The organism is Ruminococcus sp. YE71, assembly GCF_900119155.1.
In the GTDB taxonomy this organism is placed as follows: domain Bacteria; phylum Bacillota; class Clostridia; order Oscillospirales; family Ruminococcaceae; genus YE71.
On record NZ_FPIR01000002.1, the window covers coordinates 82,923 to 102,586 of the forward strand.

At 38.9% G+C, this 19,664-nt stretch carries 19 protein-coding genes; 8 read left to right on the top strand and 11 right to left on the bottom strand.

Features of this window, described 5'->3' with window-relative positions:
* The first annotated feature begins 287 nt into the window (after nt 1–287).
* Nucleotides 288–518 carry a hypothetical protein gene (locus BT142_RS02110; RefSeq protein WP_092983052.1) on the top strand — a complete coding sequence of 77 codons (231 nt, stop codon included), beginning with the start codon at nt 288–290 and terminating at the stop codon, nt 516–518.
* Between the two features lie 100 nt (nt 519–618).
* On the opposite strand, the gene BT142_RS02115 is transcribed toward BT142_RS02110, so the two are convergent.
* From BT142_RS02115 to BT142_RS02125, 3 genes are all read right to left on the bottom strand, one after another.
* The gene (locus tag BT142_RS02115) at nt 619–1,086 is read right to left on the bottom strand and encodes a DUF3592 domain-containing protein (RefSeq protein ID WP_072416554.1); all 468 of its coding nucleotides are present in this window, start codon (nt 1,084–1,086) and stop codon (nt 619–621) included.
* A 137-nt stretch (nt 1,087–1,223) separates the two neighbouring features.
* Nucleotides 1,224–2,183 (bottom strand): P-loop NTPase family protein, encoded by a 960-nt coding sequence (locus BT142_RS02120; protein ID WP_072416555.1) that lies wholly within the window; start codon nt 2,181–2,183, stop codon nt 1,224–1,226.
* Between the two features lie 7 nt (nt 2,184–2,190).
* On the bottom strand, nt 2,191–2,643 hold the full coding sequence (locus BT142_RS02125) for a DUF4869 domain-containing protein (RefSeq protein ID WP_072416556.1): 453 nt from the start codon (nt 2,641–2,643) through the stop codon (nt 2,191–2,193).
* Between the two features lie 218 nt (nt 2,644–2,861).
* Between BT142_RS02125 and BT142_RS02130 the strand changes: the two genes are divergently transcribed.
* From BT142_RS02130 to BT142_RS02140, 3 genes are all read left to right on the top strand, one after another.
* Nucleotides 2,862–3,965: a tyrosine-type recombinase/integrase gene (locus BT142_RS02130; protein ID WP_072416557.1), complete on the top strand. Its 1,104-nt coding sequence runs from the start codon at nt 2,862–2,864 to the stop codon at nt 3,963–3,965.
* Between the two features lie 402 nt (nt 3,966–4,367).
* Nucleotides 4,368–5,273, top strand: a complete 906-nt coding sequence (locus BT142_RS02135) for a tyrosine-type recombinase/integrase (RefSeq protein WP_278277289.1) — start codon at nt 4,368–4,370, stop codon at nt 5,271–5,273.
* Between the two features lie 299 nt (nt 5,274–5,572).
* Entirely contained in the window at nt 5,573–5,815 is a 243-nt protein-coding gene (locus BT142_RS02140; RefSeq protein WP_072416558.1) for a helix-turn-helix domain-containing protein, read from the top strand.
* A 10-nt stretch (nt 5,816–5,825) separates the two neighbouring features.
* Here BT142_RS02140 and BT142_RS18615 read toward each other — a convergent pair whose 3' ends face one another.
* Nucleotides 5,826–6,014: a hypothetical protein gene (locus tag BT142_RS18615; protein WP_139182164.1), complete on the bottom strand. Its 189-nt coding sequence runs from the start codon at nt 6,012–6,014 to the stop codon at nt 5,826–5,828.
* Between the two features lie 381 nt (nt 6,015–6,395).
* On the opposite strand from BT142_RS18615, the gene BT142_RS02145 reads away from it, so the two are divergent.
* Nucleotides 6,396–6,701 (top strand): extracellular matrix/biofilm biosynthesis regulator RemA family protein, encoded by a 306-nt coding sequence (locus BT142_RS02145; protein ID WP_072416559.1) that lies wholly within the window; start codon nt 6,396–6,398, stop codon nt 6,699–6,701.
* Here the strand turns inward: BT142_RS02145 and BT142_RS02150 are convergent.
* On the bottom strand, nt 6,671–7,069 hold the full coding sequence (locus BT142_RS02150; RefSeq protein ID WP_072416560.1) for a helix-turn-helix domain-containing protein: 399 nt from the start codon (nt 7,067–7,069) through the stop codon (nt 6,671–6,673). The genes BT142_RS02145 and BT142_RS02150 overlap by 31 nt on opposite strands.
* Before the next feature lie 70 nt (nt 7,070–7,139).
* Nucleotides 7,140–7,517 (bottom strand): type II toxin-antitoxin system PemK/MazF family toxin, encoded by a 378-nt coding sequence (locus BT142_RS02155; RefSeq protein ID WP_072416561.1) that lies wholly within the window; start codon nt 7,515–7,517, stop codon nt 7,140–7,142.
* A gap of 379 nt (nt 7,518–7,896) precedes the next feature.
* Here BT142_RS02155 and BT142_RS02160 point away from each other — a divergent pair, with 379 nt between their 5' ends.
* From BT142_RS02160 to BT142_RS02170, 3 genes are all read left to right on the top strand, one after another.
* Nucleotides 7,897–8,475, top strand: a complete 579-nt coding sequence (locus BT142_RS02160; protein WP_072416562.1) for a DUF1902 domain-containing protein — start codon at nt 7,897–7,899, stop codon at nt 8,473–8,475.
* A gap of 318 nt (nt 8,476–8,793) precedes the next feature.
* The gene (locus BT142_RS02165; RefSeq protein ID WP_072416563.1) at nt 8,794–9,996 is read left to right on the top strand and encodes an AAA family ATPase; all 1,203 of its coding nucleotides are present in this window, start codon (nt 8,794–8,796) and stop codon (nt 9,994–9,996) included.
* Nucleotides 9,997–9,999: 3 nt separating this feature from the next.
* Nucleotides 10,000–10,665: an RloB family protein gene (locus BT142_RS02170; RefSeq protein WP_072416564.1), complete on the top strand. Its 666-nt coding sequence runs from the start codon at nt 10,000–10,002 to the stop codon at nt 10,663–10,665.
* 182 nt (nt 10,666–10,847) lie between these two features.
* On the opposite strand, the gene BT142_RS02175 is transcribed toward BT142_RS02170, so the two are convergent.
* The 5 genes from BT142_RS02175 to BT142_RS02195 form a co-directional block, all read right to left on the bottom strand.
* Nucleotides 10,848–11,696 carry a hypothetical protein gene (locus tag BT142_RS02175; RefSeq protein WP_072416565.1) on the bottom strand — a complete coding sequence of 283 codons (849 nt, stop codon included), beginning with the start codon at nt 11,694–11,696 and terminating at the stop codon, nt 10,848–10,850.
* A complete protein-coding gene (locus BT142_RS02180; protein WP_072416566.1) occupies nt 11,693–13,702 on the bottom strand; it encodes an AAA family ATPase in 2,010 nt (669 codons plus the stop codon). Before BT142_RS02180 ends, BT142_RS02175 begins: the two co-directional genes overlap by 4 nt.
* A 209-nt stretch (nt 13,703–13,911) precedes the next feature.
* A complete protein-coding gene (locus BT142_RS02185) occupies nt 13,912–16,068 on the bottom strand; it encodes an AAA family ATPase (protein WP_072416567.1) in 2,157 nt (718 codons plus the stop codon).
* A gap of 15 nt (nt 16,069–16,083) precedes the next feature.
* A complete protein-coding gene (locus BT142_RS02190) occupies nt 16,084–16,335 on the bottom strand; it encodes a hypothetical protein (RefSeq protein ID WP_072416568.1) in 252 nt (83 codons plus the stop codon).
* Between the two features lie 115 nt (nt 16,336–16,450).
* Complete coding sequence (locus BT142_RS02195) at nt 16,451–19,402, bottom strand: AAA family ATPase (RefSeq protein ID WP_072416569.1); 2,952 nt, start codon at nt 19,400–19,402, stop codon at nt 16,451–16,453.
* Nucleotides 19,403–19,664 lie beyond the last annotated feature (262 nt).

Consider the following 19,664-nt stretch of genomic DNA (forward strand, 5'->3'; position numbering starts at 1 on the left):
GGTTGGAAAAACGCCGTTCTCAGCGCTTACCTTATGAGAGGTGTTTTTTATTTGACCGGATGCGTTGAGTTCGATATTTCTTGCGCTAAATATTTTGCGCCTTTTTGATGAAACCACTTAATAATTTGCCGATTTTTGTACAGTTTTATGGAAGCACCTTTTTCATTTGTTATGGCTCCGATCAGCTAAAGCATTTTTTATGACACCCAACAACATTACAGTCCGGTCACCGAAAACAAGAAAGGTAAGGTGTTTAAATATTGAGCAAAAAGCTAAAGAGAAAAGACATGATCATCAAAATAATCTGGGCGAGGATAAGGTACTATCAGATGATATCCGATATGCCCGACGCGGTGCTGGCGGAATACCTTGGCGTTACACCCAGGACTCTGCTCAACTATGACAAGGACGCAAGTAATCTCGGGCTCGGGCAGATCGCGCAGTATGTTTATCTTACCGGCAGAGAACTGTCCGATCTTTTCCCGGCGAAAGACGAAGACGCTGTTGATCAAAAATAAAATAGCCCGAGCTGTTAAACTCGGACTATTTAAAAACATATTACTGTCGGTCGCAGCAAAGCGGATATAAAAGCAGTTTGCCGCAGCGCTATATCCCTGTTCAATACGGTGAGCCGCTTTGCTGACTGCACAGCTGCCGGTATTGCTTTCCCCTGACAATGTTTGTGACAGATACCACTATCAGCATAAACACCACAGCAACTATCAGCGACACAGTTTCTCCTGTGGGTTCTGCACCATCTATGTAGTAATCTGACATATCATCGGGATCATAGTGTATCTTCACACTATCACCCTTTTCGTATTCGTGCTTTGTGAAAGGGGTCTCAAATGTCATACCCGGATCATCTTCGGAGGTCACATACGCTTTATAGTAAAATCCATGTCTGGTGTCGCTTTTTCTTTCTACATCGGTCACAACGCCCGAAATCACCGATGAGCATTTGTCCATTGAAGACTTAAGTCTGGAAATATCGAAACCGCAGTAGATCAGAGTCAAAACACCCACGACCATTGCTACCCTGGCAATTACAAGAGTCGTTTTAAGATTTTTTATTTTCCTATCCATTATCTTATTCCTTTCCGAGAGCTATGTCAGCAGGACTGCACTCTCTGGTTGATGTTGCAGAAAAAAATAAGACCGACTTTAAATGCTCTGTCTTATCACAGCTTTGGTCAATGTATTGATATGGTGTTGTTTAAAGATCAAAGGATCTCAGCAATTATCTTTTTAGAATTGCTGTCAATAAGGTAACTTTCATTAATATCTTTCTTAGCATACTTGAAAGGAGCATTTTCGGGTGCGTTAGTTGTTATATTTACAAGATACGCCTCAAAGAAATTCTCCCAACTGAAATATTCCGAGCATTCAATAAAGCTTGACGGATCATCAAGAATGATTTTCAGATCTTTGTCTTTTACCAATCCCGATTTAAGTATCAGCCATTCAAAAGATTCGGGAAGGCACAACCTGAATTTTGAATTTAATCCGAGCTTTAGTACTCTATCAATTTCAGCACCAAATGCCGCACCGTCTGCAATAACAAGCACTTTTTTATCTCCGTTTTCTTTAAGCCACTTGAATATTGCCGAATTTGATTCCGAAGAAAAACACTTAATGCCGCTGTCTTTGAAATAGTTATCGTAAAACTGAAAACCGGACTTGGAATCCTCTGTCAGCAAAGTATCATATGTCATTGAAGCAGGCGCAGCAGCATAATAAAAATGCTTTTTATTTGATTTGTAGATCCTTTTCAAGCTATGCTGTTTTCCGCTGGTTTTTATCTCATATATCTCGTCAACACTGTAAGGCAGTTCGTGCAGATTTTCGCGGGTGATAAGAACATAATAATTATCCGTAGCCTTGATAGAAACTGCAAATTCTTCGCTTTTCAGATAATCCGCACCCTCATCAATAAATACGATGCTGTTGGAAAACTGTCGGAGCTGATTTTTCCAATCGCTGTCCGTAAGAGCAACACAATTCTTATCACACGAAAGATTTACACCGCTTGCCTGCTGCAAACGTGTGTAGTCAGCGATCATTTCGTAAAGCGTTGTTTTGCCTGTGCCGCTGTCACCGCGAATTATAGTGATGTTTCTGTGAAGATCAAACTTAAAAACAGCATCTCTGTTTTTTACTTCGATATGATGTGTTCCTGTCATAACTACCTCACACAAATTCTCCGGCTTCGGCAACCAACTCAGCCATATTAGTTACGATCTTATTGGTATTGATGACCTTGATCTTAAATTGTCCATCTCCGAAATCCATAAGGTGGCGAAGATTGATAACTACTTTCTGATGCCGTTCCTCTTTCATTTTTGCGATCTTCAATATCCACTCCGCACAGTTATCACCGCAGGTCGAAGCGTTGAAGATCTTATTAGGATCATTTGCAATAAGCAGAAGCGTCTTTACTCCGCCCGAAAGCTTTTTAGGACTCATATTTCCAAAAACAGGACTAGAAATAGTTCTTTCATCAATGACATCGGACTTGTCGACCGCTTTTATCATTTCCTTTGAAAACGGATTTGTTATCCAGCTGTCTTTATATGTGTTGTTAAAGTAGACATTCGTATTGTAGATAGCATCGGGCATATCACCAAAATACACATTAAGCATAGTACGTCACCTTTGTTTTTCATTGAAGATACTACATCATTTTTATTATACTCCATTTTCGCCGAAAAATCAAGGGGAAAGAAAAAAGTTTGTATAGAACCAAAATGTATAAAAACAGCATTTTTTTAAACATTAACAGTTGAAAAACCATTCAGGACGTGGTATAATATAGATGACTCCTATATCACGTCCTTCAAATTTGAAAGGATGTGACTTTTATGTCAGACAAAAACAAAGTTAAAAAGAAAAAGCCCGGACAGCTGTCGTCGGGCAAGTACAGAAAGCAGGTGGTCGTCGGTCAGGACGAAAACGGAAAGAGGATAGTCAAGAGTTTCACCGCAAATACACTGTGGGAAGCCGAAAAGCTCGCAGCGGAGTACAAGGAGAAGTACGGTATCGGCTGTGAGGGCGGTGATATGTCGGTCTATTCCGCAGTCAAGGCTTTTATCGACTCCAGAAGAGATATAATCGCGCCTTCGACTTTGTACGGCTACGAGACCATTCTGAACAATCGGCTACAGGATATTATGATGAAAAAGATCTCCGAGCTGAAGATACTCGATGTTCAGGCGGCGGTCAATGCAGATCATCGCGACAAGCACAGCTCTCACAAGACGCTGAAATCCGCACTTAGTCTTATCAACAGCGCTCTGGTCGTTCAGGGGTTCGACTATCATCTTACAAGGAGAATAACCATACCTGCGCCGAAGGCAAAGAAGCCCGATCTCCCCACAGCCGCAGAAGTCATCAAAGCGATCAAAGGCACCGAGTTCGAGCTTCCGTGTATGCTTGCGATGTGGCTGTCGCTTAGAGTGTCGGAAGTCAGAGGGCTAAAGTACAGCGACATATCAAGGGACGGCTCGTACATAACCGTCTGCGGTTCAAGGGTATATCTCGGCGTTGAGAATGACGTTAAGCGTGACGTCAACAAGACCGCCGCAAGCAACAGGACGATAAAGCTGCCGAAGTATCTGTACGATATGATAATGGCTCAGCCCCACAGCAGCACTGAGGATTATATCGTCAACATGACCTACAATCAGGTGTCGCAGAATTTCAGAAGATACATGGCTCGTCAGGGCATCAAGATCACCTTTCATCAGCTGAGGCATCTTTTTGCGACTACCGCATCCGATCTCGGCGTGCTGGACGGGTATATCCAGAAGCTGGGCGGCTGGTCATCGGACAGCATTCTCAAAACGATCTACACCCACACCACCACCGATTCTGAGGAGAAGTACCAGAAGACCATTGACGATCACTTCATCAAGCTGCTTGAAGGCTGCGAACAGGAGTCCGAAAAGGACGATCAGGAGCCTTAAAAAAGGATCTCGTGTGATTTTGTGTGATTTCTCGTGTGATTCCGTGTGATTTTGGGGCGAAAAGCAGTGTTTTTTACAGAAATTAGATGTCGAAATTCGACGCTGAATTTCCAAGCAAAATGCCCGCAAACCGCGTAATAGCGTGCTTTTTACAAGAAAAATCCCAAGTTATCGAGCATTCAATAACTTGGGAAATCTTGGTAAATTGGCGGAGAAGGAGGGATTCAAATGAGCTTGGGAAGTACATATTTACGCAGGGACGGGCGTTGGGAGTCGAGGTTGTCACTTGGTGTAATTAACGGAAAACGTCAGTCAAAGTCTTTTTATTGAAGAACAAGAGAGTAAGCTGAGGGCAAGCTTATTTCGGCGTTGTTGGGTAATGCTTCTGTCTCTGAAACGGAAATGACCGTCAAGGAGCTTTGCACTGAATGGCTGTCGGTCAGCAGTCACAGGGTCAAGCTGTCAACCCTTGCTAATTATCGTATGAAAATAGAAAAACACATCATACCGCAGTTCGGTGATATGATGTGCTATGAGGTTACATCTAAAATGGCATACAGGTTTATGCAAAACAAGCTTGATGAGAAACTTTCATCCCGCTACATTGCAGATATTATGGTGCTGCTGAAAACTGTGTTCAAGTATGCACAGCGGGAGTACAACATTGCAAATCCGTTCGATACTATTATAATGCCAAAATGCACCAAGCCGGAGGTGCGTCTGCTGACTGACAATGAACAGAAGAAACTGCGAGCATATCTTAATGAGCATAATAATTCAATAAATCTCGGTATAACCCTCGCCCTTGCCATGGGGCTTCGTGTGGGTGAGGTGTGCGGTCTGACGTGGTCGGACATTGACTTCAAAAAACGTATTCTGACCGTCAATCGCACCGTTCAGCGTGTGTCGGTTCATGACGGTGACAGTAAAACTAAAGTTATCGTTTCGCCGCCTAAAAGCCAGACTTCTGCCCGTGAGATCCCGATCCCTGCGGGCGTTTTTTCTATACTCAATAAAATGCAGGGCGACGATGAGCATTACATCCTCAGCGGCAGCACTAAGCCCACCGAGCCGAGGACGATGCAGTATCACTTTGCCAGGATACTGAAAAACGTAGATTTGCCGTCAGTTAAGTTCCACTCCCTGCGGCACTGCATGGCTTCGGCAGCAATTGAAGCCGGGTTCGATGTTAAGACGCTTGCAGAGATACTCGGTCACGCCCGGATAGAACTGACGATGAATCTTTATGTGCATTCTAACATGGAGAGAAAACGTAGATGCATGAATAAGCTGAAATGGGCGGTTTAACGTCAGATGTCAGTCAGAAGCTGGTCGAATTGAGCTGCAATAGTCTGTGTTTTCGGTGGATTTCAAGGCTTTGTTGTAAAATTACTTATTTTGCGATAACCCGAGATAGCCGATTCTGTGCTATTCAGGGCTTTTTTGTTTTATATTTTTATTCGCACTGTCTTCAGTCGTATTTTCTTAATATAGACTATATATAGACCATTGTGGCACATTGCCGGCAAGCAGTATATATCGCCCACAAACATCTCCGAAATTCGTTATACTAAATAAGAAGTCTATATATCGTCTGGAGGCTTTTTATGAAAGTATACGAAGCAGTTGCCACGCGCATTCAAGAACTGTGCGAGCAAAAAAACATGACCGTGAACGGCTTAGCTAACATTTCGGGGCTGTCACCATCAACGGTCAAGAGCATTATTTATGGTGCGAGCAAGAATCCCGGGGTCGCTACGATCAAGATACTGTGCGACGGGCTGGAGATCTCGCTGGTGGAGTTTTTTGATGCTGATGTATTCAGAGAATTGGAACAGGAGATCGAATAACATTTTTATGTTAAAATATGAACATTGCCAATTCGCTCTCAACAGAAGTGTTGCTTGACATATTGCTCCTCTTTTTTTCAAGCATTTCTTCGGTTTCTTGCTCTGTTTTTACCGAGGTTCCTAAAACTAAAATCGATTTTTCCGTTCTGGGATAAAAAACGGGATTTTCGTCCTGATTTTTCGCTCTTTGAAGCAGCAAAACACCACTTCAGTCATATCTCGTACCCATCTCAAGTATAAAACCCACTGATCTTACCCTCGTCAAAACCCTCACAAACCATAAAACTAACCGGCTTATCACTAAAACCTTCTGTTATCTTTTCCTTTAAGACTCTAAAACTATTTTTTATGGTTTTCAATGCGAAAATCGGCTGTTTTATCCTGTTATGGGATAGGTATTTAATCATAAGCGGGATAAAATTCAGGATATTCTTTTAGCTTTATCGGACTAAAGTGTTTTTGAGTGTTGTTTTATCATAGTAAAGTGTATGTTGAACACCGATGCAAAGATATTAAGCTTGTTTTTGACAGAATTGATTATCTGATATAATAAACATAGAATAATCGAAAGGGTGATACTATGTTTATTCTCGTTTCAATGGGCAATTATATTTCGACGGACGATGTGCGTTTTGTTTTTGCATACAACGGCAGCACTATCTCCAAAACAACTTTCCAATCGGCTCATGAGGAAAACAGGCTTGTTAATTTGACGAGAGGCAAGGCGGTCAGAAGCCTGATAGTGTTGAATGACAACACGGTTGTGGCAACTCCTGTCAAGGCTTCAACAGTCATCAAAAAGCTGAATGGAAACGATACAAGCGAAAAAGAGTCCGAGCCTCAGAAGGTCTATTACTATTTATCTGATGAGGAAGACTCCGACTGATCGTCAGGTAATTTGCTGATGAGCATTTTCTTGCATTGTTCAACATTCGTCTTGCTTAAAGTATTCTTCTTTTGCACGAGAAAATAAATCAATCTAAGGGTATAATAAGGTATGCCATCATTTTCGATGCGAATGACCTTGTTGGACATAAATGCTGCTTCTTTGAGTTTAGCACGCTCCTGCCTGCTTAATTTCAGGGCGTTGCTGATCTTTTTAACTGCGTCCTGCGTAACGTTTTTCTCGCCTCTGAGCATATTACTGAGATGCGGATAAGACATTTTGCTTTGCTCTGCTAACTCTTCGGTACTCATGTTCCTATCTATCATGAAATGCATGAGCAACATTCCGAAAACCGTGTAATTTTTCATATAATAACCTCCTAATTTAATTAGTGCGGGTGATTAAGCTCACCCGCTAAGCTCATGTCTTACATGGTTCTTATGCCCCGATCTGGATACTGATCAGCCGCACAAGCTTCTTCATAGTCGCTTCATCGACCCTGCTTATATAATATCTCAGGTCACTCCTCAAAATGGTGGTTATGTTCTCGGCGTGGGCGATGCTTTGTTGGCGCAGCATAAAGCAGTTTTTCTCCAGCAGCAGATGAGTCGGCAGGCGCTTGCCGTGCTTGTCCGAGCTTATAGGAACGACGGTGACGGTGCTGCTGTGATGATTGTTAGCAAGATCATTCTGCACAACTATGACGGGTCTGCGCTTGTGGACCAATATGTGTCCCATGCTGTCAACGGTATTCATATCGGCAACATAAATATCCCCTCTCGACGGCAGTATGTCCTCAGTAAAAATGTGTTTCATATTTTTCTTCCTTTCACAAAAAAATAAGAACCATGTATCGGACTCCAGTTGTCGATAAATGGTTCTATTATAATTATATCAGAAAATTCGATTTGATAAAAAACGACGCAGTTCAGTTATTTTTGGACTTAAAATATTCAGATACTATTTTTGTTTTTCGTTGACAAACAGCGCAATTTGCGGTATAATAATAGTAAGGAAATTGCTAATAAAAGAGGAGAATATCTTATCATAATACTTTGGCAATTCACCGTCTACCGTTCGGTAAAACGGGAAATATGAAAGCAGCGAAACGCAGGGAGGGTTTGCAACAATAATATAAATGCTGCCTCAAGCAGAAGGATTCAACTAACTGAATTATGAGAAATGAGGTATCATTATGACAAACACTGAATTTACAATTGAAGTAGACAGCACACTTCTGAAGTTGGCAACTGATATATTTGCTCAAAAAGGATTTTCGTTCATAGAAGCATTAGAGCTTTTCCTGGATGAAACAATTTGTTGCGGTGACGTTCCTTTGGATTATGATGTTTGTAAGTCTGAACCACAGGGGAATGAGCCTACAGTCCCATCATATTGTCATGATCTTGATGAGTATTCTTCCCCCTGTGAAGATCTTGCCGATTTCGATTTTGATGATATTGAAACCGACGAGTCTGAGACCATAACAATCAGGATAACCTTTGACAAGAACAAATACGTTTGGCGGTCACGGTCTGAAATGCTGCCCGAGCTGATGTTTGAAAGCGGTTCTCTGGATGCACTTATCGAGAGATGCAGGCTGACTCTTCCGAAAGTATTGTCATCGAAAGATCATATTTCTCACAAGGCGCAGGTCATGTTTTCGGTGGAGAAGCTGGACAGCCTGACAGATATTATCGGCAAGGATAATTCTCATTCCCGATCATTTGAGGGCTTTGAATGGGATGATTCGTTTGATGATGAGGAGTGGTGAAATAGTCACTCGCTATAAAAAACATATCTGATCACAATGATATAAGTGTAACTGAAACAGTCGCTTCGGCGGCTGTTTTTGTGTGGCATGATTAAAACTCGAAGGATGCTGTTATTATTCATGCAAAATCTGCCTGTCAGGTGATTTACAAGCTCTTTATTGCCTGAGTATCGATGCAATTGTGTAATCTATTCAACAGAGTTAACGTTGATCTTTGCGTTTAAAAAGTGGAATCTAATAACTTTTTTATGAAATCAAAGAATTAATCTTGACAATCAGCGTATAATAATGTATAATAGTAATCGAGGAGGTGCCGATATGTTAAGTCAGTTTTCTTTTAAGAATTATAAGTCATACAAGGACGAGACGGTTTTTGATCTTCAGGCTGTAAGCGGACAAGGGTTTCAGGATTCACTTCTCTCTGACGGGTACAAGTATAATTATCTGCCTGTTTCGGTCATTTACGGACCTAACGGCGGAGGAAAGTCAAATGCACTCGAAGCTCTCTCAACCTTAATTAGTACTGTTGTCAACCCAATACTTGCAATTAGAGGAACATTAAATTTAAAAATAACACCTCCAACACCATTTCTTTTTGATAATTCGTCAAAAGATCATCCTGTTGAGTTTGAGATTTTCTTCCAACCTAATAATGATTATGAATACAAGTATATTTTACATTTAAAACAAACAAAAATCATTAAGGAACAGTTGTATAGACGAAAGCTTGTTAATTACGGTAAATCTGCAACTCTTTTTGAAAGAGATGAGAATGGTATCACTCTAGGTTCAAGTATCAAAAATAAATCTATAAACAAAAACGTCAACGAGAATATGCCGTTTTTTTCGTACCTTGCAGCAACGTATAATATAGAAAGTATAAACGATGCTGCCAATTGGTTGATTTTATGCACAATAATCAATTATGCGTTGCCTCTTTCGGATCGACACACCATATGGAACAACGATGAAGAGTTCAAAAAGAATTTTGTAACGTTACTGAATGATACCGGTATAAATATTTCTGATATTATTGTTGAGGATAATGAAAGCGCTGGTTTGAAGGTATTTTTAGAGCATACTATTGATAACGAAAAATACCTTCTCTCACTAGGACAAGAATCTGACGGTACTAAAAAGTTGTTTAGTATTCTTCCTTTCGTTATTAACGCTCTTAATGAGGGTCGCTTACTGATCGTTGATGAACTCGATGCCAAGCTGCATCCAAAGCTGCTAAAGTATATCATCATGCTCTTCAAAGACCCGAAAATCAATAGAAAGAAAGCACAGCTATTGTTTACCTCACATGATGTATCGACAATGAAGAGCAGTGTTTTCAGAACTGATGAGATATGGTTCGCTTACAGGAAAGAGGACGAGTCGAGCGACCTTTATTCTCTCTACGAACTTCGTGATGAAAGCGGAAACCACATCGGTCAGCATACAGCTTTTGACAAGCAGTATCTTGAAGGTCGTTATGGTGCAGATCCTTATTTGCAGCATATGACAGATTGGAGCTGAGCCATGTCAAAGAAACCTGAGAAAAAGAGTGACCGCAATAAAGCATGGAAGCGTCCCCGACGTGACAGATCAAGACTTATCAATCCGGAATATCATCTTATAGTTGCAGAGGGCGAGAAGACAGAACCTCAGTATTTTGAAGGGCTGAAAAACGAGATAAACAATAAATATCCGGGAAGAATAGATATTCACATTGAAGGCATCGGTCAGGGTTCAAATACTAAGGCACTGGTTGAAAAAGCTAAGGATATCCAATCAAGATACGACAATTGCTTTCAACATATATGGGTAGTTTTTGATAAGGACGATTTCCCTGCTGAACATTTTAATGAAGCTGTTACCCGATGCAATGAATTGTCAAATGGAGAAATTACCTATCATGCACTTTGGTCTAACCAATGCATCGAATTGTGGTTTTTACTGCACTTTTCATATTTTGATTCAGATCTGCACAGAGAAGAATACTTTCCGAAGTTAACACAGCGGCTCGGAAGTGAATATAAGAAAAATCGTGATGATATTTATTCTGTTTTAAGAGACCATCTCGAAGACGCTATTCAAAACAGCAAGCGGCTGATGGACTTTCACAAAGGTGAAGCACCTGCCAACTGCACTCCTGCGACGGCTGTTTATGAGATATTTGAAAAGCTGTGGGTTTATTTAAAATAGTGAGCGTTTGATTTTAGAAAATAATGTGCAAAGAAAAGGAACCGGGTTTTTCGGTTCCTTTTTATGGCTCTGAAACATCATACAATTGTGTCTGAACTAAACTTTTTTCACCCTTTTTTCAGGAGATAATAGCTATTTATGAATCCGATAATTGTATTTGATCCTATATAATAATCTCTTCGTCAGTATCCGGTAAGATCTTTAAGCATTTTCTGTCTCAACTCATTTTTCTTTATTTTAATATCCTGTGGTCCGAACAAAGACGATATTATATCTTCTTTAGATTGCCCTGTAAGTTTAACTATCTCGTTGATTTTTTCCTCGCTATATAACTGTCGATTTCTAAGAAGTCTGTATGCTTCTGGCGCATGCCTTTCATAGCGTTGTTCTAAAGCAAGCAGAGATACATTTTTCTCCATTCCATCTTTGGGATGAAACAATACTTTGCACTCATTCGGCGATAGATTATCTAACAATACGCCAACATCCAGATCAGGATATAAAAAAGACAGACTCTCAATGTCGCTTTCATATGGATCTGCCCCGAGCTCAAATTCAAGCTTAAGACCATTACAGTTCTGACCGCTTGGAACAAGATTATATATACACATAGCTAAAGCAGGGAATCTACTTTTTGGAAAGAAATGATCTATTTCCGAAGTCCTTTTCTGTTTATCATCGATTTCAACGATATCAAGATATTCATCATCACAGTAAGGACATACAGTCACATCAAGTTCTTTTAGGAATTTGTATGCATTATAATCCTTATCAACAAACTTATCTGCTCCATTGCTGAAAAAACGCTGATACATATTTTTAAATTGAGAAAAATCTAGTTTTTCGGGGCATTCTCTGACCCATCTTTTTAATGTATCTACATCTGCCGTAAGGAATTCTTCAATTGTACCAACTCCCAACGATTTGATATTATTTATTATTTCACTTTTATCATAGCTTTTATTGATCCTTGCTTTCACGGCATCAGTATGAATTTTTATCAATTCAGGAGATACGTTTATTCGTCTCATGTTTTGTCCTCCGTTTGTTTCAAAAGTAATTCAAAACTACTTCTTATCAAATCATCGCCAATGATCGGAACAATGTCTTTAAATTGTTTCAATTCCGACTTATCTCTTTCAGTTAAATGATCCTTTTGAATTATTGTTTTAAGCCAATTTAATCTATCTTGCAAATACTGCCTTGAATACTCACCAATAGTGTAATTAAGAAAGAACCCATCAGCCAAAATGGTATGGATATTTGCTCCAAAGTATGCTTTTTCTGCTCCATTCCTGATAATGCATTTCCCCATCGAATCTAGGTCAAGTCTTGTGATCTGACTCGGAAGAACGTCAGATAATAGCAGTGGACTATGTGTGCTGATCAGTATTTGAATATCAGAATCCCCTGTTCTTTCTTTAAGCACCTTATCCAGTCTGTACATAAAGGTGCGGCATAATTCAGGATGCATATATGTTTCAGGCTCATCAAGAAGGTAAATGAGATTTGGATGATTGCCATATCCTCCAACAGATAATTTGACACAATATTCTTCGATTCCTCCCATAACCTTTGCAAATTGATATTCGCCTGAACTAATGCATGAAAATCTATATGGCAGTAGTTCTTTAGTAAAAATGCCAGTATCATCAGGTCGGTATTGTTCCATACATTCAAACAGAGTTTCAACAAGTTTTTTGTTCTTATCTGTATACATCTCTTCTATTGGAAGAGTGAACGTATCATTGGTAAAATACTTATCATCGAATTTGTTAAGTATATCACCAATGTCTTTTATATCCCCATATATCTGCCATAAAAGGGATTGAGGAACTCCGTCTCCACGTCTGTCTATCCACATTGAAAGCCATTCGATGCGTTTTAAAATACTTATTTCTTCGTAATCAGGCAAAACTGTGGGATCGATAGGATTTTTATCTCTTTTACCTGAGGTCTTTTTCTGTTCTTCAAATTGCTTTTCATAATAATAATCGATAAATTCCTGATATACATCTTGTGTTCCTGTTGAATCAAGATTTTCTTCAGGTATTTCAACAGGATACATTTGAATGTATGATATCCATTCTCTCAGATAAAGTGCAAAATCTGTCCATAGATCATGAACAAATTGATGCTTTATTGCCGGTCGTTTTGAATTCTTAGTAGCTTTACCTGTAACCTTATCTATTTCCTCTTGCCTGATGTTTTCTCTGAAAGTCCAGTAATCATGCTTTTTTAGATTATCATCTAAACGCTGTTTGATGGTATCAGCCCAATTGCTGCATTTAATAACGAGAGCTGCCTTTCTTTTCAAATTCTCTTTATCAAAACTATCAATGTATTCTTTTAAAAAGCGGCAACTATTCCATAAAGCTGTTCTATGATATTCCGCATTTATCCTCCGCATCCACTTATTGTCAGAATTATTATCTTCAAGTCTCATTTCTTCATATGGACAGAACGGAAAAGCATGACGTTCATATCCATTAAAGATATAAGTATTATCCTTTCCTAAATCGCTCTCCGACCTTATCGGTTCTATATCAGTCAATATATTCCCATTTGTTTTAAACCGATAGCAATGCATAGAATCAAGACTTCTGCTATATTTTTGAACATACTCTGGGAAAAGTGAAAGGTCATTATTTAAATTATCGCTATTATCAGATAAAGTCAATGACTTATCTATTTTAATACTATATAGCTCTGCAACAAATGCACCATCAGTTTCATAAAGCAAAAAATATGAATCATCAGCTTCGGAATCCTGTGTTCGTTCCTCTTCGGGCATTCCGATAAGCTGAAAAATATTTGTTTTTCCGGCACCGGTTTTACCAGCGATCATATGAACACTTGATAGTAAGGAGTCTTTGTAGATAAGATTCGCTTTTGATGTGGATTCTTTTTTTGAAATACTTAGTGCGTTTGGAAATGTTGATATTGGATCATATGCTATATCGTATGTATCAGTAAGTATTATTTCCTGATCAAAAATATTTCTAAATTTGTTTATGTAAATATAGATCAAACGCATTTCAGATTATCCTTTCTGACGATTGTATTTCATTCAATAAGCAATTTATTTGAAATAGCTTTCTAAATATTATATCATAATTCTTGTGCTTTCGCAACAGCTTTTGTGTTATTTTCTATTTGCGATCATACTGAGCTCATACTGCAATACCCGCCGAGTCAAATGACTTGACGGGTATTTTCTTTCATCATAGCTGACTTGATGTAAATCTATTTCAGCATTTCCGTTCTTTTAAATAACTCATATTTCAAAACTGTATTTCTTTTCATACCCGCAGTATTATTTAACACATATTCCAATGTTTCTTCAGTACAAATAAGCACCACTTTTCTTCTCGCCCTTGTTACAGCCGTGTATAGAAGCGCACGGGTAGCGACTTTGCCTTTTTGCAAGGATACTATCACAGTATCCCATTCAGAGCCCTGACTTTTGTGCACACTTATCGCATATCCAAGCTCAAGATTATTAATATCAGCGCTTCTCAAAGATACATTTTTTCCATCAATATCTACGTCTATTGAATAATTGTCGAGTCTTACTATCCTTCCGACATCACCGTTGCTATATCCGTTTTTATGACTTGTTGCAGTAAAAACAACTTTATCATACAGCTTGAATGTTTTCCCCTTGATAGTCACGGGTGGGTTTGAATTTAATGCTGATTGCAGATATCCGTTTATTTCGTTTATCCCTCCGGAATAAGAATACATAGGAGAGATCACCTGATGATCCTCATTATTATACTGACATTTAATTGCCTCATTAGCAGCAGCTTGTGTAAGACATGAAGAATATACGCTCCTGATTTCAAAATCGGGAGTATTGATCAGATTTGTATTTCCGTTCAGTATTCTCTCAGCATTTGTGATTATTCCCGAAAGACAGGATGCTCTGTAAGTCTGCATAAGCCAAACAGTTCTGATAGTTTTAGTCCAGCTTGAAAATGTTATGATATCATTGAAGAAAGCACCATATCCTATCGGCGGTATCTGATTGATATCACCGATGAAAATGACCTTGCATTCATCTGCGATAGCTTCTGTCATAGAGCAAGCCATCTCATCATTTATCATACTGGTTTCATCAATTATTATCAGATCTGCATTGATCGGATTATTACGCCCTCTGGTAAATCCTATCTCTTTTCCGTCGTCGGACATATAATCTATCTCAAGCAGAGTATGAAGTGTGTCAGCAGGACGACCCGTGATAATGCTCATTCTGTTTTTAGCCTTGTTTGTTGGTGCAGCGAGTCTGATCCTTGTATGACCGCCGCAAACCGTTTTAAAGCACTCGATCAGACCTTGTATGATGGTACTCTTTCCAGTACCGGGACCGCCGGTAATAATTGAAGGCTTTGAATCGCTCAGAAGCTGTAATGCTTCTCTTTGTTCGGCAGAAAAACGTATTCCCATTTGTCTTTCAGTCTGGTCGATCACACTATCAGTTATCGAATACGTCTTTTTATTAGATGTTAGTCTGATGATCTCATCAGCAAGATTTCGTTCTACTCTTAATAGCTCTCTTATAATAAGGTAATTCCCAGTTTCACTTATTAAAACATCCGGCGTATCTTTAAGCTGCTCCTCTATCAGAGCATAGTCAAAAACATCACCAAGTTTACTGAATTCCTCCAACTGTTCGTTAATGAGTTCTTCTACACCTATAATGGTATCTCCTTTACTGTCGATACGCCTCTGGATCGTTCTTGACAGATATGCTTTTACCCGCTTGTCATACGATCTTGAAAAACCGTTGTTAAAAGCCACGATATCGCACTGTTCCAGATCAAGCCCAATATACTTACCTATTAGATATGGGCTATTGAAGAGTTTCTCAATACCATCATAACCATATTCTTTATACAGATTATCTGCAATAGTGTAGTCTTCCAAATAAGCAGAGATTATAGTATCAATATCCGGCTTTCTGATTATTTCCATAAGCTTTTTTCTGATAAGTTTGGCAGGCTTCCTTCCTACGCCTATGCTTACAAGCTTATCTACAGCATCTTTTTCTTTAATTTCATTAAAAAGGTCAAATCCTGAGCTGCAGATCTTTTCAATAGACTTCTTGCCCACTCCCGTTATTCCAGCAAGAAAGTCTCTTATGAATACTTTTTTGGGAATATAAAAGCTTGTGCTATGTACATCAAAATACCAGCCGTCGCTATCGTCTTTCCACTCACCGTCGAATGCAAGAGGAAGGTCTGTATCTATGTATGGTATATACCCCTTCACTGTTGCACATCTGTCTTCTACATAAGGTTTTATTCCCTTTATGCTTTCAGCTTCTGTCCTCATTTCACAATATCCCGTCTTAGGATTTTTGAAAATCAGCCTTCTTATTCTGCACTTGTATATCATTTAAATCCCTCCCATTCAATACCCATTCATCCAAACATCAAGATCATCAGGATCGTTATCCTCATGATAATGATAATACTCATCAGGCGGCAGACCGCGCTTTTTGTGCGGCTGAGATCCGTGATAATAGCCGTCATCATCATAATACGGCTCATCTGCTTCCTCGTGTTCGGCTCTCCACATCTCTTCAAGTATCTCATTGCGGCAGAGTTCTTCGTATTCCTCGTCTGAGATTGGACGGGAACTCGGATTATTAGTTGAATCCATAATTAAATCGCTCCTTATATATATTAGAGTTATTATCCTCTATTAGTATTATATCAGAAAATTCATATAAACCGAAAAAAATTCGCCGCATTATTGAACTTAAAATGATGATTTTTTATAAAACGATTGACCCCTCCAAAACATACCTCAGCAGTGTCGAACGCTCGGCTGTATTGGAACAAGCCTTTTCAATAGTTCCTTTGAGCGCAACAATGATGACTTTATTCTTTGCTCTTGTCACGGCAGTATAAAGCAGGTCTCTGGTCAGGTGATCGGAATTGGTCAATGCAATAATAACCGTATCAAATTCAGACCCTTGACTCTTGTGAATGGTTATCGCATACGCTTTATCTATTTCAGTCGGCTCGGTAACTGTAACGATCTTTCCGTTAGTCTTTTTTACCTGAAGACTGCTTTTATTAGCCTTCAATACATGACCAATCTCTCCGTTATAAAACTCTGAACTGTAATTGTTTTTGAGTAAGATCACTCTTTCACCGGAGCCGTATCTGACCTTGCCAAATCTCACTGTTGTTTTGAGCTTCTTTAACGCAGTGATCTTTCTGTTCAGATCAGCAGTATCCTTGTTGGTAAAAGTAAGTATCTGAGCATCGTTGTTATTTAAGTAATTCTTACTATATATTTCCTTGATAGTATCATTCATAGTAGATATATTCTTGCAGTTGTATATCTCAAATTTCTGTGATGTTTTTAATCCGGAGTCACCGTCAAGTATCTTTTCAGCGTTTTTATGGATAGCTTTATACGATGTTCTGACGCATTTTTTCAGCTCGGTAAAGGGCAGCCTTCCTGATTTACGAATATCAGATAAGAAGTTGCCCGATTCCACCGATTTGAGTTGATTCGGATCACCGATATATATTACCTTTGCTTTAGAAGGAAGCGCCTCAAAAAGTCTGTACATAAGCATCTCACTGACCATAGATACCTCATCAATAATAAGCAGATCACAAGTCATTATATCATAAGATCTTATCAGCGAATCAATAGTATTTGCCTTATAACCGGTCTCTTCATACACACGGGAAGCAGCACGCCCCGTCGGAGCACAGATGCATATGTTTTCATACGGAAAAAGAAGTCTGTTTACTTCAACAAGTCCTTTTATTACAGCAGTTTTACCTGTGCCGGGTTTGCCTGTGATTATATATCCCCTGTGCAGAACAGCATTAAGAGCTTGTGCCTGTTCAGGCTCTAAACGGTAATTGACAGTTCTTTGTACATCATCTAATATTTTGACATTCAAGGCAGTAATGTTCAGATAAGCATATCCCGAATGATATATTATCTGCTCAGCAAGCTTTTGAGTGATATCTTTAAAGGAATTGTGCATTATATATTCCTGACCGCCGGGGGCTACATATCTGCTGCAATCTACCTTTGCGGAACTTAAGAACTTAAAATGTTCTGCGTCGGTCAGCTCATTATTGTACTCTAAAAAGAATGATCTCTTAAAAGTATTATAGGTCAAAGCCGTACAGCCAAGCGCTCTGCACGTATCTCTTGCTATGTATAAATGACGAGCCTCAAGTCTTTTTTCATCATCCATAGGGATAAGATTCATATTAGCGATCTTGTCCTGTGTAGGGATAGAAATACCAATTTCCTCACCAACTGTAAATGGGTCTTTTTTGAGCTGTTCAAGCGGATCGTTGGAATATAGTTTAAGCAGCTTCCGAACGGCTTTAACAACATCTAAGTCAGGCTCTGTATTCGCACTGATGATGTATTCGGCACATAGTGCCGGCATTATTTTTTTGATCATCTCTTTACAAGGCTTAGCTGTTTCGGACTTGCTCAGACCGAGTATTTTGGCTGTCTCGTCAATAAAATCACTTTCCTGAAGCTTTGTAAAAAGTGTTTTGTCAAGTGAGAGCAGGTATTTAAATAGTTTTTCTTCCATTATAAAGTTAAATAAAAAGCTCTTTGTAGCTGCCTTATTTGCAGATGACAGATCATAGTTCTTGCATTCATAAATATTGAATCTGCCGGGAATAGCAGTTATATCCAAAGGCAGCCCCTTAAGGTCAAAAGCAAAACTGTTTGCCACCTTAAATGTTATATCGTTGATAAGATTGCCTGCATCGTAATACTGATAAGCACGGCATATGGTGTTAGCAGACTCCTTCACTGTGTTGTATACATACAGACCTTTAAAATCAGATGGTCTGTATACATAATTCCTGTCAAGAGTAATGCTGATCATCTGTTCATACAGTTCCTTTGCAGAAGTATTCTCATCCGACTCAGTATAAAGATTTAAAATTGCATTGCAGGTTTTATTGATATGTGATATCATCTCAAGAAGCGGTTTCTTAAAATAACTGTTGGGATTCTTACCCCAATTATCGGGATTCGGCAGTCCGGTATCAGCAATGATGGTTTTTACAGCTCTGTCAGGTTTTAATGAGTAATCACCTTTTTGAGACAGACGGCGCAGTATGCCACATACAATATAGAATTCACGTTCAGAGAGGTCAAACACTTCTTTAGGCAGGGGCTTGCTGAAATGTGTGATATCATCAAACAGGTAAGAGGAAAACTTAATATTAAATATGCCCTTTTTATATGACCAACAATTTATTATAGGTGATTCTGCAACATCATGAGTCTTTTTATCGTGTTTAGAACTTATTTCTATTGTAACGATGGACATAAGCTCTAGCTGCTTTTTAACATATGCTACAAAGGCTTTTTTATTGCCAAATCCCAATACAGACATGATCTCACTGATATTAAGCTCTGAACAGCCTTTTTCATCTGCACCTGAGAGCATTATAACAAGCAGCTTCGCAGATTTTGAGCTAAAACTGCTAAGTCTATCCTTGTCAGGCATTTTGATTTTTATTTCATTATAATTATTTGAGCTTTTTGAAATGCACTTCACTTCAAAACATGATACTCCCGCAACAATTGATACTGTTGCATCAGGATTACAGGCTTCTATATTGGTTTTAAGCTGATCTATATGCTCACGATGTGCTATTATTCTAAACAAGAGCTGTGCTGATGAGCTTGTCGGCAAAAAGAGTTCATTGCTAATCATAAAAATACCTCCTAAAAAAAGAATTGACCCTCCTTCTATTATTATAGCATATTTTTCGTAAAAATCAAAAAAATTCATCATAAAAGAAGAATACTTTCTATTCTTTTTTGATGGATCCAAAACGCCCCGCCATCGTTGCTGATGGCAGGGCTGTGTATACTCATATCTAAACAGATGTTTTTAGAATGTTTATCTTCATAACAAATAATTGTTCACCCTATTTTTAACAAAAACATCATTTAAAGGAAAAAACCTCTTATCA

Bases quoted from the DNA above. Each gene is read 5' to 3' on its own strand.
- BT142_RS02175 (WP_072416565.1), bottom strand. From the start codon at position 11,696: ATGAGACGAATAAACGTATCTCCTGAATTGATAAAAATTCATACTGAT.
- BT142_RS02110 (WP_092983052.1), top strand. From the start codon at position 288: ATGATCATCAAAATAATCTGGGCGAGGATAAGGTACTATCAGATGATA.
- BT142_RS02130 (WP_072416557.1), top strand. From the start codon at position 2,862: ATGTCAGACAAAAACAAAGTTAAAAAGAAAAAGCCCGGACAGCTGTCG.
- BT142_RS02120 (WP_072416555.1), bottom strand. From the start codon at position 2,183: ATGACAGGAACACATCATATCGAAGTAAAAAACAGAGATGCTGTTTTT.
- BT142_RS02170 (WP_072416564.1), top strand. From the start codon at position 10,000: ATGTCAAAGAAACCTGAGAAAAAGAGTGACCGCAATAAAGCATGGAAG.
- BT142_RS02150 (WP_072416560.1), bottom strand. From the start codon at position 7,069: ATGAAAAATTACACGGTTTTCGGAATGTTGCTCATGCATTTCATGATA.
- BT142_RS02190 (WP_072416568.1), bottom strand. From the start codon at position 16,335: ATGGATTCAACTAATAATCCGAGTTCCCGTCCAATCTCAGACGAGGAA.
- BT142_RS02145 (WP_072416559.1), top strand. From the start codon at position 6,396: ATGTTTATTCTCGTTTCAATGGGCAATTATATTTCGACGGACGATGTG.
- BT142_RS02155 (WP_072416561.1), bottom strand. From the start codon at position 7,517: ATGAAACACATTTTTACTGAGGACATACTGCCGTCGAGAGGGGATATT.
- BT142_RS02195 (WP_072416569.1), bottom strand. From the start codon at position 19,402: ATGATTAGCAATGAACTCTTTTTGCCGACAAGCTCATCAGCACAGCTC.
- BT142_RS02160 (WP_072416562.1), top strand. From the start codon at position 7,897: ATGACAAACACTGAATTTACAATTGAAGTAGACAGCACACTTCTGAAG.
- BT142_RS02135 (WP_278277289.1), top strand. From the start codon at position 4,368: ATGACCGTCAAGGAGCTTTGCACTGAATGGCTGTCGGTCAGCAGTCAC.
- BT142_RS02115 (WP_072416554.1), bottom strand. From the start codon at position 1,086: ATGGATAGGAAAATAAAAAATCTTAAAACGACTCTTGTAATTGCCAGG.
- BT142_RS02125 (WP_072416556.1), bottom strand. From the start codon at position 2,643: ATGCTTAATGTGTATTTTGGTGATATGCCCGATGCTATCTACAATACG.
- BT142_RS02180 (WP_072416566.1), bottom strand. From the start codon at position 13,702: ATGCGTTTGATCTATATTTACATAAACAAATTTAGAAATATTTTTGAT.
- BT142_RS02165 (WP_072416563.1), top strand. From the start codon at position 8,794: ATGTTAAGTCAGTTTTCTTTTAAGAATTATAAGTCATACAAGGACGAG.
- BT142_RS02140 (WP_072416558.1), top strand. From the start codon at position 5,573: ATGAAAGTATACGAAGCAGTTGCCACGCGCATTCAAGAACTGTGCGAG.
- BT142_RS02185 (WP_072416567.1), bottom strand. From the start codon at position 16,068: ATGATATACAAGTGCAGAATAAGAAGGCTGATTTTCAAAAATCCTAAG.